The organism is Streptomyces sp. CB02056, from assembly GCF_001905545.1.
Lineage (GTDB): Bacteria > Actinomycetota > Actinomycetes > Streptomycetales > Streptomycetaceae > Kitasatospora.
This window is the reverse complement of the sequence record NZ_LIPD01000003.1, coordinates 225,058-238,252: the sequence shown is the minus strand read 5'-3', so window position 1 is coordinate 238,252 and position 13,195 is coordinate 225,058. Positions and strand designations below refer to the sequence as shown.

The window sequence follows — 13,195 nt, the reverse complement described above, 5'->3', positions numbered from 1 at the left end:
TCTACTGCTCCTCAGGGGTGCTGACGGGACCGCCGGTGGCGGCGAGGGTGGTGATCAGGTGGCGCCGCCAGTGGGCGTCGTCGCGCTCGGGGAAGTCCTCGCGCCAGTGGCAGCCGCGGGTCTCCTCGCGCTGCGCGGCGGCCGTGACCAGGGCGGTCGCGACCAGCAGCAGGTTGGCGGCCTCCCAGGTCTCCACCCGGGGGTCGGCCGGCTTCTCCTCGGCCACGTGGGAGCGGGCCTGCTCGGCGAGCAGGGCCAGTCCGGCCGCGGTGTCGGCCATCGACGCGGCGGAGCGCAGGATGCCCGCGCCGCGCGACATCAGCCGCTGGATCTCGGCGCGCGCCTCCGACGGGGGCAGCGGGACGGGCTGCGCGGCGCGGGCGGCGGCGACGTCCACCGCGCGCTCGGGCAGGTCGCCGGCCGCGTCCAGCCCCGCCAGGTCGGCGGCGATCCGCTCGGCGAAGACCAGGCCCTCCAGCAGCGAGTTGGACGCCAGCCGGTTGGCGCCGTGCACCCCGGTGCAGGCGACCTCGCCGCAGGCGTACAGGCCGGGGACGCTGGTGCGGCCGTGCCGGTCGGTGCGGACGCCGCCGGAGGCGAAGTGCGCGGCCGGGGCGATCGGGATCGGCTCGGTGACCGGGTCGATGCCGTTGGCGCGGCAGAAGGCGAGGATGGTCGGGAAGCGGTGCTCCCACATCTCGGCGCCGAAGTGCCGCCCGTCCAGGAACATGTGCTCGGCGCCCTGCTCCTGCATGCGCCGGGTGATCGCCTTGGCGACGATGTCGCGCGGGGCGAGTTCGGCCAGCTCGTGCTGTCCGACCATGAAGCGGACGCCGTCCGCGTCCACCAGGTGGGCGCCCTCGCCGCGGACCGCCTCGGAGACCAGCGGCTGCTGGCCCTCGGCCTCCGGACCGAGCCAGAGCACGGTGGGGTGGAACTGGACGAACTCCAGGTCGGTGACGGCGGCGCCGGCCCGCAGGGCCAGGGCCACGCCGTCGCCGGTGGAGACCGCCGGGTTGGTGGTGGCGGAGAAGACCTGGCCCATGCCGCCGGTGGCGAGCACCACCGCGCGGGCCCGGACGGCGCCGACGCCGTCGCGCTGGCCCTCGCCCATCACGTGCAGGGTGAGCCCGGCGGCGTGGCCCGCCGCGTCGGTCAGCAGGTCGAGCACGAGCGCGTGCTCGATCAGCTCGATGCCCGGGTCGGTGCGGACGGCGGCGACCAGGGCGCGCGATATCTCGGCGCCGGTCGCGTCCCCGCCCGCGTGGACGATCCGGCGGCGGTGGTGGCCGCCCTCGCGGGTCAGCAGGACCTCGCCGTCCTCGCCCCGGTCGAACAGGGCGCCGGTGGCGATCAGCCGGCGGACGGCGTCCGGGCCCTCGGTGACCAGGGTGCGGACGGCCTCCTCGTCACAGACGCCGGCGCCGGCCACCAGGGTGTCGTCGAGGTGCTGTTCGGGGGTGTCCCCCTCGCCCAGGGCGGCGGCGACGCCGCCCTGGGCCCAGCGGGTGGAGCCTTCGTCCAGCACGGCCTTGGTGACCACCATGGCCCGCAGGCCGGCCTTGCGGACGTTGAGCGCGACGGTGAGGCCGGCGACCCCGGAGCCGACCACGACCACGTCGGTGGCGGCGGTCCAGCCGGGGGCCGGTGCGGTGAGGCGGTGCGTGGACATGGGTGGCTGGCTCCTTCAGCGCGAGACGGCGTCGGCCGCGCCGTTGCCGTCACCGTACGCCCTGTCACCCCGGAGCAGTCCGCTGCCCTCCGGGGCCTCCGCCGGGTCCCCGCCCAGGCCGGTGATCCGGTTCTGCTTGTCCACGAAGACGATCTTCGGCTCGTAGCCCTTGGCCTCGGCCGTGTCCATCTGCCCGTAGGCGATGAGTATGACGAGGTCGCCCGGGTGGACGAGGCGGGCGGCGGCGCCGTTGATGCCGATCACGCCGGAGCCGCGCGGGCCGGCGATGGTGTACGTCTCCAGCCGGGCGCCGTTGTCGATGTCGACGATGTGGACCAGCTCGCCGGGGAGCAGGTCGGCGGCGTCGAGCAGGTCCTCGTCCACCGTGACGGATCCCACGTAGTGCAGGTCGGCCTGGGTCACGGTGGCCCGGTGGATCTTGGACTTGAGCATGGTGCGGAGCATTGCGGGTCACGCCTCCTGTGAGTGCATGCCTGAAGGGGGTTCTTACTGCGGTACTACCGAACGATGATGCGGACGTTGTCGATCAGGCGGGTCGGGCCCACCTTCGCGGCGACGGCCAGCACCGCCTCGCCCTGGAAGTCGTCCGCCGCCTCGGAGAAGTCGTGCGGGTCGATCAGGGCGAGGTAGTCCAGGGTGACGCCCTCGGCGCCGTCCAGGGCGGCCGAGGCGGCCTCGCGGACGGCCTTCGGGCCCTGCGCGGCGGCGTCCCGGCCGGCGAACAGGGCCTTGGACAGGGCGAGCGCGTGCTCGCGGTCCTCCGCCGAGAGGTAGCGGTTGCGCGAGGACAGCGCCAGGCCGTCCTCCTCGCGGACGGTCGGCACGCCGACGATCTCGACGTCGAAGTCCAGGTCGGCGACCATCCGCTGGATGATCGCCAGCTGCTGGGCGTCCTTCTCGCCGAAGAAGGCGAAGTCCGGGTCGGTGATGTGCAGCAGCTTGGCGACCACGGTCAGCACGCCGTCGAAGTGGCCGGGCCGGGTCGCGCCCTCGAAGCGCTCGCCCATCGGGCCGGCCGCCATCCGCACCTGCGGCTCGCCGTTCGGGTAGACCTCCTCGGCGGACGGCGCGAAGACCACGTCGGCGCCGTGCTCCTCGGCCAGCCGCACGTCGTCGTCGAGGGTGCGCGGGTAGCGCTCCAGGTCCTCGCCCGGGCCGAACTGGAGCGGGTTGACGAAGACCGTCACCGCGACCCGGCCCTCGCGGCCGACCTGCTTGCGGGCGGCCCGGATCAGCGCGGCGTGGCCCTCGTGCAGCGCGCCCATGGTCATCACGACGGCGTTGTCGACCGGCTGCTCGTCCGGCCAGAACGCGGCCTCGAAGTCGTCCACGGTGCGGGTGACGACGGCCCGGTGGACCTTCGGCGTCCGCTGGGGCTTGTTCGGCTGCTTACCGCGTGCCATCAGTGCTCTCCTCGTTCAGTACGTCCAGCAGTGCCGCCGCCGACGTTTCGTCGATGGTTCCGTTGGCGAGCGCCCGCTGCGCGGTGGCGCGGGCCATCGCCCGGTAGGCCGCCGGGATGTCCGGGGACACCGTACTGAGCTGCGCCAGGTGGCGCCGCACGGTGCCCGCGTCGCCCCGGGCGACCGGGCCGGTGAGGGCCGCGTCACCGGAGCGCAGGCTGTTGTCCAGGGCGGCGCCCAGCAGCGGGCCGAGCAGCCGGCCGGGCTCGGCGACGCCGGCCGAGCGCAGCAGCTCCATCGCCTGCGCGACCAGGGTGACCAGGTGGTTCGAGCCGTGCGCGAGGGCGGTGTGGTAGAGCGGGCGGACCTCCTCGGGCACCCACTCCGGCTCGCCGCCCATCTCCACCACCAGCGCCTCGGCGACCGGCCGCAGCTCCTCGGGGGCGGTCACGCCGAACGGGCAGCCGGCCAGCCGGGCCAGGTCCACCGAGGTGCCGGTGAAGGTCATCGCCGGGTGCAGGGCCAGCGGCAGCGCCCCGGCCCGGGTGGCGGGCTCCAGGACGGCGACGCCGTGGGCGCCGGAGGTGTGCACGACCAGCTGGCCGGGGCGGACCGCGCCGGTGGCGGCCAGCCCGGCCACCAGGTCGGCCAGCGCGTCGTCCGGGACGGTCAGCAGCACCAGGTCGGCGGCGGCCAGCACCTGCGGCGGGGTGACGATCCGCACGCCCGGCAGCAGCGCCTCGGCGCGGCGGCGGGAGACGGCGGAGACCCCGGAGGCGGCGACCACGGTGTGCCCGGCGAGCTGGAGCGCCGCGCCCAGCGCGGGGCCGACCCGGCCGGTGCCGACCACGCCGACGGCCAGCCGGGCGGGGCGGTTGCCGGGGTCGCCTGGGTCGCCGAAAGCCTGGTCGGCGAAGTCGGACGGATTCACGTCCACCCTTGTCCTGCCTTGTCCTGAATGACCGTTCCAGTCCGCTCCACGGGTACCGGACGTACCGCCCCAGTCTACGGGGGCGCCCGGACGCCGAAGCGGCTCAGTCGCCGGCCCCGGCCCGGATCAGCCCGGCCTCGTACGCCAGCACCACGGCCTGGACCCGGTCGCGCAGCCCCAGCTTGGCCAGGATCCGGCCGACGTGGGTCTTCACGGTGGCCTCGGAGAGCACCAGCCGGGCCGCGATCTCGCCGTTCGACAGGCCCTGGGCGACCAGCAGGAACACCTCCCGCTCGCGCTCGGTCAGCGGGCCGAGGACGTCCGAGCCGGGCGCGCTCTGCGGGGTGGGCAGCACCTCGGCGAAGCGGTCGATCATCCGGCGGGTGGTGGTCGGGGCGACCACCGCGTCCCCGCCGTGCACCGCGCGGATCGCGGCCACCAGCTCGGTCGGCGGGACGTCCTTGAGCAGGAAGCCGCTGGCGCCGGCCTTGAGCGCGGCGAAGGCGTACTCGTCCAGGTCGAAGGTGGTGAGGATGAGCACGTGGGGGGCGTTCGGCAGCGGGCTGCCGTCCTCGGCGAGGCAGATCCGGCGGGTCGCCTGCACGCCGTCCAGCCGCGGCATCCGGACGTCCATCAGGATCACGTCCACCTCGGTGCGCCGCAGCTGCTCCAGGGCCTGCGCGCCGTCGCCCGCCTCTGCGGTGATCTCGATGTCGCCCTGCGACTGGAGGATCATCCGGAACCCGGTGCGCAGCAGTTCCTGGTCGTCGACGAGCATCACGCGGATGGTCAAGGTGGGACTCCTTGGAGGGGGGTGGACGGCGGACGGGGCTAGTGGGCCGCCTTGAGCGGCAGGACGGCGCGGATCCGGAAGCCGCCGCCGGGGCGGGGGCCCACGTCGAGGCTGCCGCTGACCATGCCGACCCGCTCGCGCATGCCGATCAGGCCGTGGCCGAGGCCGTCCGCGCCGCCGGCGGCCAGGTGCTCGTCGGTGCTGCCGCGCCCGTCGTCCTCCACCAGGACGGCCAGCTCGCGCTCACCGAAGTCGACCGCGACCCGGGCGTGCGCGTCGGGGCCGCCGTGCTTGCGGACGTTGGTGAGCGCCTCCTGGACGATCCGGTAGACGGTCAGCTCGACGCCGCGCGGCAGCTCGCGCGGGTGCCCGGAGGTGGCGTAGTCCACGTCGAGCCCGGCGGTGCGGACCTGCTCCAGCAGCTCCGGCAGCTCCTCGACGCCCGGCTGCGGCACGTACTCCTCGGCCTTGGTGTCGGCGGTGCGCAGCACGCCCAGCAGGCGGCGCATCTCGACCAGCGCCTGGCGGCCGGTGGAGGCGATCGTGCCGAGCGCCTCCTTGGCCTGCTGCGGGGAGTTGTCCAGCACGTACGCGGCGCCGTCGGCCTGGACGATCATCACCGAGACGTTGTGCGCGACCACGTCGTGCAGCTCGCGGGCGATCCGGGCCCGCTCGGCGGCGACCGCCACCTTGGACTGGGCGTCCCGCTCGCGCTCCAGCCGGGCGGCGCGGTCCTCCAGCTCGGTCAGGTAGGCGCGGCGCACCCTGGTCAGCCGGCCCCAGGCCCAGCAGAGGATGAACGGCGTGCTCATCAGCAGCGTGATCAGCGCCGCCTCGCCGAAGGTGTACGGGCGGGTGTGGGCGTCGCCGGCCCGGTCGAAGACCGTCTTCACCGGCATCATCTGCCAGAACACCAGCGGCCCGGAGGCCAGGCCGGCCATCAGGGCCAGCCGGGAGATCCACTTCTGGCCGAAGGCGGCGCCGGTGTAGGCGAAGACCAGATAGGCGATCGAGGAGCCGGCCGGCGAGATGTCCACGAGTACCTGGCCGACGCCGATGGCGGCGGCGGCGGACACCGTGAGGTCCGGGTAGCGCCGCCGGACGACCATCAGCAGCGGCAGCACCACCGCGATCGCGAGCGAGAGGTCGAAGCGCCAGCCCTCGTCGATCGAGGCGTCGTTCGGCACCAGGCCGGCGAAGAGCACCATCGCCGCCCAGGCGGCGTCGACCACCATGGGGTGACGGCGGAGCCAGGCGTTGAGTCGATGCACGTGTCCAGCGTAGGCAGTCGCTCCGTGTGCCCAGGTCCGCCGGTAGGGCGATCCGCCCTACTCCGTAGGTCGGAGAAGCACCCGATCCGATGGGGAGGGTCGACCGGGCGCCGGGTAGCGTCCAGCCCCATGACTTGGATGCGGTGGGCGCCCGCCATGGAACGGGCCCTGTACGACCCCGGGCAGGGCTTCTACCGCAGGCCGGAGGGCCCCGCCGGCCACTTCCGCACCTCCGTGCACGCCTCGCCGAGGTTCGCCCGTGCGGTGGCCCGGCTGCTGCTGGAGGTTGACGAGGCCCTCGGTCGTCCGGAGGAGCTGGCCCTGGTCGACATGGGGGCCGGGCGGGGCGAACTGCTCACCGGCGTCCTGGCCGAACTGCCCGCGGAGGTGCTGGCGCGGCTGCGCCCGTACGGCGTGGAGGTCGCCGACCGCCCGGCCGGCCTGCCGTCCACAGCCCTGTGGACGGACCGGCCGCCGCGCGGGGTGACCGGGCTGCTGTTCGCCAACGAGTGGCTGGACAACGTCCCGCTGGACGCCGGGGAGGTCGACGAGGACGGGGTGCTGCGCTACGTCGAGGTGGACACCGCGACCGGCGGGACCCGCCTCGGCGAGCCGGTCTCGGCAGCCGACGCGGCCTGGGCCGGCCGCTGGTGGCCGGTCGCGGAGCCCGGCGACGCCGTGGAGTTCGGCGGCCCCCGGGACGCCGCCTGGGCGCGGGCGGTGGCCGGGCTGGAGCGCGGCCTGGCCGTCGCCGTCGACTACGGGCACACCGCCGGGCGGCGGCCGCCGTTCGGCACGTACGCCGGTTTCCGGGACGGCCGGGAGGTGGCGCCGGTGCCGGACGGCTCCTGCGACGTCACCGCGCACGTCGCGCTGGACTCCGTCGCCGTGCCCGGTCTCCACAGCCTGTGGACAACGCAGCGGGAGGCGCTGCGGGCGCTCGGCGTGAGCGGCGGGCGCCCGGCGCTCGCGCTGGCCACCAGCGACCCCGTCGGCTACCTGCGGGCGCTCAGCGGGGCGGGGGAGGGGGCCGAGCTGACCGACCCGGGCGGGCTGGGCGCCTTCGGGTGGCTGGTGCAGGCCGTCCGCATGACGGAACCAGTGAGCTTGGCGGGCCTGCCGGGATGGCAGACTCTGGGGGCATGAGGGAGACCACGGTCGGCATCGGGGCGGGAGCCGAGAACTTCACCGGCGCGGCGGGCACCACCGACATGGTGCTCAACATCGGCCCGCAGCACCCGGCCACCCACGGCGTGCTGCGCCTGAAGCTGGTGCTGGACGGCGAGCGGATCGTCAGCGCCGAGCCGGTGATCGGCTACATGCACCGGGGCGCGGAGAAGCTGTTCGAGGCCCGTGACTACCGGCAGATCATCATGCTGGCCAACCGGCACGACTGGCTCTCCGCCTTCTCCAACGAACTCGGCGTCGTCATGGCCGTCGAGCGGATGCTCGGCATGGAGGTCCCGGAACGGGCGGTCTGGGTCCGCACCCTGCTCGCCGAACTCAACCGGGTGCTCAACCACCTGATGTTCCTCGGCTCGTACCCCCTGGAGCTGGGCGGGATCACCCCGGTCTTCCACGCCTTCAACGGCCGTGAGGACCTCCAGCACGTGCTGGAGGAGGCCTCCGGCGGCCGGATGCACTACATGTTCAACCGGGTCGGCGGCCTCAAGGAGGACCTGCCGGCCGGCTGGCTCGGCCGGGTCCGCACCGCCGTCGCCACCGTGCGCTCGCAGCTGCCCGTCTTCGAGGACCTCGTCCTCGGCAACGAGATCTTCCGCGCCCGCACCGCCGGGGTCGGCGTCCTCACCCGGGCGCAGGCCGAGGCGTACGGCGTCAGCGGCCCCATCGCCCGGGCCAGCGGCCTCGACCTCGACCTGCGCCGCGACGAGCCGTACCTGGCGTACGGCTCCGAGGAACTGCGGCAGGTGCTCACCGTGGTCACCCGCGAGGAGGGCGACTGCCTGGCCCGCTTCGAGTGCCTGCTGGAACAGACCCTCAACGCGCTCGACCTCGCCGACGCCTGCCTCGACAAGCTCGCCACGCTGCCGCCCGGCCCGGTCAACCAGCGGCTGCCCAAGGTGCTCAAGGCGCCCGAGGGCAGCACCTACGCGTGGACCGAGAACCCGCTCGGGATCAACGGCTACTACCTGGTCTCGCGCGGCGACAAGACGCCGTGGCGGCTCAAGCTGCGCTCGGCGTCCTTCAACAACATCCAGGCGCTCACCGAGCTGCTGCCGGGGACGCTGGTCGCGGACATGGTGGCGATCCTGGGGTCGATGTTCTTCGTGGTCGGGGACATCGACAAGTAGGCCGGTGCCGGGGGCCGGTGCCGCCGCGTAGGGCGGGCACCGGGGCGGGGGTCAGTCCTTCTTGGACTTCCTGACCGGGTCCGCCGGGTGCGGGGCCACCTTGCGGTCGCCCTTGGTGGCGATCCGCTCCTCGCACAGCCGGGCCAGCACCTCGTACCCCTTCCGGCCCATCAGCTCGGTGAGCTCCGGGCGGTAGCTGACGTACACCGCGTCCGCGCCCTGGTGGGCCGCCGGGGCGCCGGTGCACCACCAGTGCAGGTCGTGGCCGCCCGGGCCCCAGCCGCGGCGGTCGTACTCGCCGATCGTGACCTGGAGGTAGCGGGTGTCGTCGGGGCGGTCGATCCAGTCGTAGGTGCGGCGGATCGGCAGCTGCCAGCAGACGTCCGGCTTGGTCTCCAGCGGCTCGCGGCCCTCCTTGAGGGCGAGCGCGTGCAGGGCGCAGCCGGCGCCGCCCGCGAAGTCCGGGCTGTTCACGAAGATGCACGCGCCGCCGACCCGGCGGGTCTGGCGGTCGCCGTCCTCGTCCAGCATGGTGATGCCGCCGTCGGAGACGATCCGGCCCTTGGCGTCGGTGCCCTCGGCGAAGTTCTCCCACAGCTCGGGGGTCAGCCGGGTCGCGTGCCCCAGGACGCGCTTCTCGTCGTCCTCGTCCGAGTAGTGCGCGCCCAGCGTGCAGCAGCCGTCCGACTCGCCGCGGCCCTCGCGGATGCCGTGGCAGCCCTGGCCGAAGACGCAGGACCAGCGGGAGGTCAGCCAGGTGAGGTCGCAGCGGAAGACCTGCTCCTCGTCGGCGGGGTCGGCGAACTCGACCCAGGCGCGGGCGAAGTCCAGCGGGACCTCGTCGCGCGGGATCTCGCGGCGCAGGCTCGGCATCGCGAGGTCGACGGGGGCGGGGGAGGCCTTGGGCTTCGCCTTGGACTTCTTCTTGGACGTTTCTGCTGGTGCCACCCGGCAAGGGTAGAGCTTTCGGGGGCGGGAGCGCGGTGGCGGGACCGGTGGCGGGGTCGGGGGTGGGGTCGGGGCCGGTTTGCGGCGGGGCCCGGCGGGGCCCGGCGGAGCACGGGGCGGGGTCGGTAGTGGCGGGGTCGGCCGGGGTGAAGGCGGGGTGAAGAGGTCCGTCGGGCGCTGCGGGCGGGCCCGGGGGCGCGCCTAGGATGGCGGCCGGTCCGCGGCGGGGTCCGCGACGGGACCGCTACGGGGAGGTACGGGGATGGCAGGCGGCAGCACCGGGGCGTCCGGCGGCGCGGGCGGGGAGTTCGTCCTCAAGCCGTGGGAACTGCACGGCGAGGGCCGGGAGTTCGAGAAGCTCGGCGGCGAACTGACGAAGGCCGTCGCCGCCCTGGAGCAGGGCCTCGCCGCGCTCGGCGCCCCCTGGGGCGCGGACCAGCCGGGCAGCGGGTTCGCCACCGTGTACGGGCAGGCGCGCGGTGAACTCGTCGGCGGGCTGCGAGGGTTGGCCGGGCGGGTGGCCGGGGTCGGGGCCGGGTTGCACACGATGGCCGCGCGGACGGCGGACGCGGACAGTGCGGCGGCGGGCGGGTTCGGGGCGACGGCGGTGCCGGGCGTTTCGGGGGCGACGGCGGTGCCGGGGGTCGCGGGAGTTCCCGGGGTGCCGGGGGCAACCCCCGGGGTGGTGCCCGCCGTCCCCAAGGACATGTCGGTCTGACGGACCCGGCCCGAAGCCCGGCTCGAAGGGGGAAGCGCGTGTCCCGGAAACTGCCCGAGGAACTGGTCCCGGTGCTGGCCCGGACCGGCCGGCTGTGGCCGCAGGCCGACGAGGAGGGCCTGCGCAAGGCCGCCGGAGTCTGGCGCGAGTTCGGCAAGGAGGCCGACCGGCTCACCCGCCGCTGCGGCGAGTCCGTCCGGCGGGTCACCGCCGACAACTCCGGCCACGCGGTCGAGGCCTTCGGCGCGTACTGGCAGGCCTTCAGCGGCGGCGGCAAGGGCCACCTGGACGACGCGCACAGCGCGGTCGGGCTGGTCGCCGGGGCCTTCGACACGTCCGCGCGGGCCGTGGACACCTGCAAGGCCGAGATCATCGCGACCCTGCGGCAGCTCGCCGCCGAACTCCGGCAGGCCGAGGAGCAGGCGGCCAAGGCCAAGGAGGCGGCCGGCAAGGTCGCGGCGGCGGCGGCCGGCGGCGACCCGGCCGGGAACGGGGTGGCCGGGAGCGAGGTGGCCGGGAACGGGGTGGTCGGCGGATTGCGGAAGGCCGTCGGCGGCCTCGCGGCCACGGTGGAGAACGCCGCCACCGAGCAGGTCGCGGCGGGGGTGGCGGCCGTCGCCGTCGAGACCGCCGCGCTGAAGATCGGCGGACTGCTCGCCGAACTCGGCCGCGCCATGAAGGACGCCCTGTCCGGCGTGCTCGAGGAGCCGGCCGCGGTCGCCCTGCTGAAGCTCGGCAGCGCGTCGGGGACGGAGGTCACCGCCGCCTCGTACCGCAACGGCGCGTTCGACCCGCTCGCCGCCGGGCTGCCCGCCGCCCTCGGCGAACCGGGCGTGCTCGGCGCCGACGGCTCCGGGCTGGTGCTGCTCGCGGGGAAGGACGGCAAGCCGCTGGTCGGCGTGCCCGGGCTGACGGTCAAGGTGGACGAGCAGGGCAAGCCCGTCCTCGGCCCGGACGGGCAGCCGGTCATCCTCCGCGGCGACGGCACGCCGGTGGCCGACGCCACCGGGCTGCTGGTCGTCCCGGGGCCGGACGGCAAGCCGGTGGTCGGGGTGGCGGACCTGGCGGTCCGGCTGGACGAGCACGGGCAGCCCGTGCTCACCGACGAGGACGGCAAGGCGCTCCGCGGGGTGCCGCTCGCCGGGCTGACACCGGGGGCGGACGGGCCGGGGGTGGTCGGGCCGTCGGCGGTCGGGCCGGGTGGCGACAAGCCGCTCGCGGGTGCGGTGCCCGACGGGCCGACGGTGCCGACGGCGCCGGGCGCGGTGACGGTGGCCTCGGTCGCGGTGGCGGACCCGGGGGCGGTCGTCGGCAGGCCGGACGTGGCGAGCGCGGCGAGTGCTCCCGTGGGTGCGTCGGCGGGCGGTTCCGTGGTGGCCGGGGGCTCGCCGGGGCAGCACCGGGCGACGGGCGGTGGGGGCGGCGGTGACTGGGCACCGCCGGTACCGGCCGTTGCCGCGCCGGCCCGGCAGAGCGGCGGGTCGGCGGGCTGGTCGGACGGGGACTACCCGCTCCAGGCGCCCGCGGCCGCCTCGCACAGCGGCGGGAGTACGGGCGGGCCGGTGGCCGTACGGACGGACTCGGTGAGCGCTCCGCCCGCGCCCGCCACCGCGCCCGTCACCGCACCGTCCGCCGGAGGACCCGCGTACGGCCCGGCGCCGGAGACCCCCTCGGCGGTCCGGCCGGTCGGGGTGCCCGGGCAGTTCGGGACCCCGGCGTACGGCGCGTACCAGGCGGCCGGTCCGGTCGCCACCGTCGGGCCGGGGCCGTTGGCGGGCACCGGCGGCGGACCCGCGAACGTGGCGGCCCCGTTCGGCAGCGGCGTCGGGGCGGGGGCGACCGGCAGTCCAGGCGGCGTGGTGGGCGGTGGGCCGGCCGTCGGCGGTCCGGTCGCTGGAGGGCCGCAGACCGGCGCGCCGGTGGCCCGGACCCCGGTCGGCGCGGCGCCGCACCCGGTCGTCGGACCGCCGGCGGTCCACACTGCGCCGCCTTCCCCGGCCGTGCCCCCGGTCGTCGGGACCACCCCGGTGATCGGCCGCCCCGAGGCGCACCCGGTGGAGGCCCGACGGCGGGAGAACGCGGCGGTCCCCGCCGACCCGACCCTCGCCTGGGGCGCGGTCCCGGTCGCGACCGCCCACGCGATGGCCCTCCAACTCGCCCTGCGCGCCCGGCGCGGAGCCCAGCCGGAGGATCCGGCGTTCCGGCCGCGCAGCATCGCCGACAGCCGTCCGTACGGCCTGCCGGGCGGGCTCGCACCGGTCGACCCGGAGCACCAGGCCGAACTCGAACGCCGTGCCCCCCGGGACGCGGACGGCCTGCCTGTCCGCCACCCCGACCCGGCCGCCGGCGGCTGGGCGGAGGCCGTCAACGACGGCGGCCACCGCGAACCGGGCCGGGCCAACAACAGCCTGGAGATCGCCCTCTCGGCGGTCGAGTGCTACACCGGCCGCCCCACCTGCGCGGCCCCGCGCATCCCCACCGAGGGCGACGCCGGCGAACGCGGGGGCCGCGACCGCGCCGAACGCGAACTCGGCGCCCCCTTCCGGGACCTGGGCGACGGCGCCCCGGCCTTCGACCGCCTCGCCGACGACCTCCGCCGCGCCGGCCACGGCTCCCAGGCGGTGCTCCTCACCCTCGACGCCTACGGCCGCCCGCACGCCTGGAACGCCGTCAACCACCAGGACGCCGTCACCTACCTCGACCACCAGCTCGCCCGCCAGGCCCCCACCCCCCTCCACCCCGCCACCCACGGCCTCTGGGCCATCGCCCTCACCCCCGAAGGCCGCCCCCTCCCCCTCACCCCCGCCGCCTGACCTGCGCCACTGACCCGCACCCCACACCCCGCGCAGGAAGTCGGCCCGCCGACTCTGCTGGCGAAGTATTCGATCTAGGTCAGGCTCAGGCCGTCGTGGGACTATCAGGATTCCGGTGTACGGCACCCGTTTGGTCTAGGTGTTGATCTTGTTGTCGGGTGTGGGCCGGTTGGCTCACACCCGTCCGGCTGACAGGCGTCCGTCGAAGGCGATGTCGAAGGCGTTCAGGGCTCCGAGCCAGCGGTTGCTCCAGCGTTGGCGGCCTCGTCCGGTGGGGTCGAGGGCGAGGGTGGCCAGGTAGAGGCGTTTCAGG

Annotated in this window: 11 protein-coding genes and 1 pseudogene; 4 read left to right on the top strand and 8 right to left on the bottom strand. The window is 75.5% G+C overall.

Annotated features, from left to right (window positions below; all coding sequences use genetic code 11):
• Position 1: 1 nt before the first annotated feature.
• From AMK13_RS08430 to AMK13_RS08405, 6 genes are all read right to left on the bottom strand, one after another.
• On the bottom strand, positions 2-1,672 hold the full coding sequence (locus AMK13_RS08430; protein WP_074001701.1) for an L-aspartate oxidase: 1,671 nt from the start codon (positions 1,670-1,672) through the stop codon (positions 2-4).
• A 15-nt stretch (positions 1,673-1,687) separates the two neighbouring features.
• Positions 1,688-2,137 carry an aspartate 1-decarboxylase gene (gene panD / locus AMK13_RS08425; protein ID WP_074001700.1) on the bottom strand — a complete coding sequence of 150 codons (450 nt, stop codon included), beginning with the start codon at positions 2,135-2,137 and terminating at the stop codon, positions 1,688-1,690.
• A gap of 53 nt (positions 2,138-2,190) precedes the next feature.
• Positions 2,191-3,096, bottom strand: a complete 906-nt coding sequence (gene panC, locus AMK13_RS08420) for a pantoate--beta-alanine ligase (protein WP_074001699.1) — start codon at positions 3,094-3,096, stop codon at positions 2,191-2,193.
• Positions 3,083-4,027, bottom strand: coding sequence for a Rossmann-like and DUF2520 domain-containing protein (locus tag AMK13_RS08415; protein ID WP_074002121.1), 945 nt, complete (start codon positions 4,025-4,027; stop codon positions 3,083-3,085). Before AMK13_RS08415 ends, panC begins: the two co-directional genes overlap by 14 nt.
• Positions 4,028-4,130: 103 nt before the next feature.
• A complete protein-coding gene (locus tag AMK13_RS08410; protein WP_074001698.1) occupies positions 4,131-4,820 on the bottom strand; it encodes a response regulator in 690 nt (229 codons plus the stop codon).
• A 38-nt stretch (positions 4,821-4,858) separates the two neighbouring features.
• Complete coding sequence (locus AMK13_RS08405) at positions 4,859-6,091, bottom strand: sensor histidine kinase (RefSeq protein ID WP_074001697.1); 1,233 nt, start codon at positions 6,089-6,091, stop codon at positions 4,859-4,861.
• A gap of 129 nt (positions 6,092-6,220) precedes the next feature.
• On the opposite strand from AMK13_RS08405, the gene AMK13_RS08400 reads away from it, so the two are divergent.
• Both AMK13_RS08400 and AMK13_RS08395 read left to right on the top strand, forming a co-directional pair.
• Positions 6,221-7,237 carry an SAM-dependent methyltransferase gene (locus AMK13_RS08400; protein WP_074001696.1) on the top strand — a complete coding sequence of 339 codons (1,017 nt, stop codon included), beginning with the start codon at positions 6,221-6,223 and terminating at the stop codon, positions 7,235-7,237.
• On the top strand, positions 7,234-8,403 hold the full coding sequence (locus AMK13_RS08395; protein ID WP_074001695.1) for an NADH-quinone oxidoreductase subunit D: 1,170 nt from the start codon (positions 7,234-7,236) through the stop codon (positions 8,401-8,403). The genes AMK13_RS08400 and AMK13_RS08395 overlap by 4 nt, the downstream gene beginning before the upstream one ends.
• A 51-nt stretch (positions 8,404-8,454) precedes the next feature.
• Here AMK13_RS08395 and AMK13_RS08390 read toward each other — a convergent pair whose 3' ends face one another.
• On the bottom strand, positions 8,455-9,351 hold the full coding sequence (locus tag AMK13_RS08390) for a hypothetical protein (protein WP_074001694.1): 897 nt from the start codon (positions 9,349-9,351) through the stop codon (positions 8,455-8,457).
• A 262-nt stretch (positions 9,352-9,613) separates the two neighbouring features.
• On the opposite strand from AMK13_RS08390, the gene AMK13_RS08385 reads away from it, so the two are divergent.
• Together AMK13_RS08385 and AMK13_RS08380 are read left to right on the top strand one after the other, a co-directional pair.
• Entirely contained in the window at positions 9,614-10,069 is a 456-nt protein-coding gene (locus AMK13_RS08385; RefSeq protein ID WP_074001693.1) for a hypothetical protein, read from the top strand.
• Between the two features lie 38 nt (positions 10,070-10,107).
• Positions 10,108-12,882: a toxin glutamine deamidase domain-containing protein gene (locus AMK13_RS08380; protein WP_074001692.1), complete on the top strand. Its 2,775-nt coding sequence runs from the start codon at positions 10,108-10,110 to the stop codon at positions 12,880-12,882.
• Positions 12,883-13,056: 174 nt separating this feature from the next.
• On the opposite strand, the pseudogene AMK13_RS44630 reads toward AMK13_RS08380, so the two are convergent.
• Positions 13,057-13,195 (bottom strand): annotated as a pseudogene (locus AMK13_RS44630) (IS256 family transposase); the annotation flags it as partial.

Coding starts and splice junctions, on each gene's coding strand:
- AMK13_RS08400 (WP_074001696.1), top strand. CDS start 6,221: ATGACTTGGATGCGGTGGGCGCCCGCCATGGAACGGGCCCTGTACGAC.
- panD (WP_074001700.1), bottom strand. CDS start 2,137: ATGCTCCGCACCATGCTCAAGTCCAAGATCCACCGGGCCACCGTGACC.
- AMK13_RS08385 (WP_074001693.1), top strand. CDS start 9,614: ATGGCAGGCGGCAGCACCGGGGCGTCCGGCGGCGCGGGCGGGGAGTTC.
- panC (WP_074001699.1), bottom strand. CDS start 3,096: ATGGCACGCGGTAAGCAGCCGAACAAGCCCCAGCGGACGCCGAAGGTC.
- AMK13_RS08430 (WP_074001701.1), bottom strand. CDS start 1,672: ATGTCCACGCACCGCCTCACCGCACCGGCCCCCGGCTGGACCGCCGCC.
- AMK13_RS08395 (WP_074001695.1), top strand. CDS start 7,234: ATGAGGGAGACCACGGTCGGCATCGGGGCGGGAGCCGAGAACTTCACC.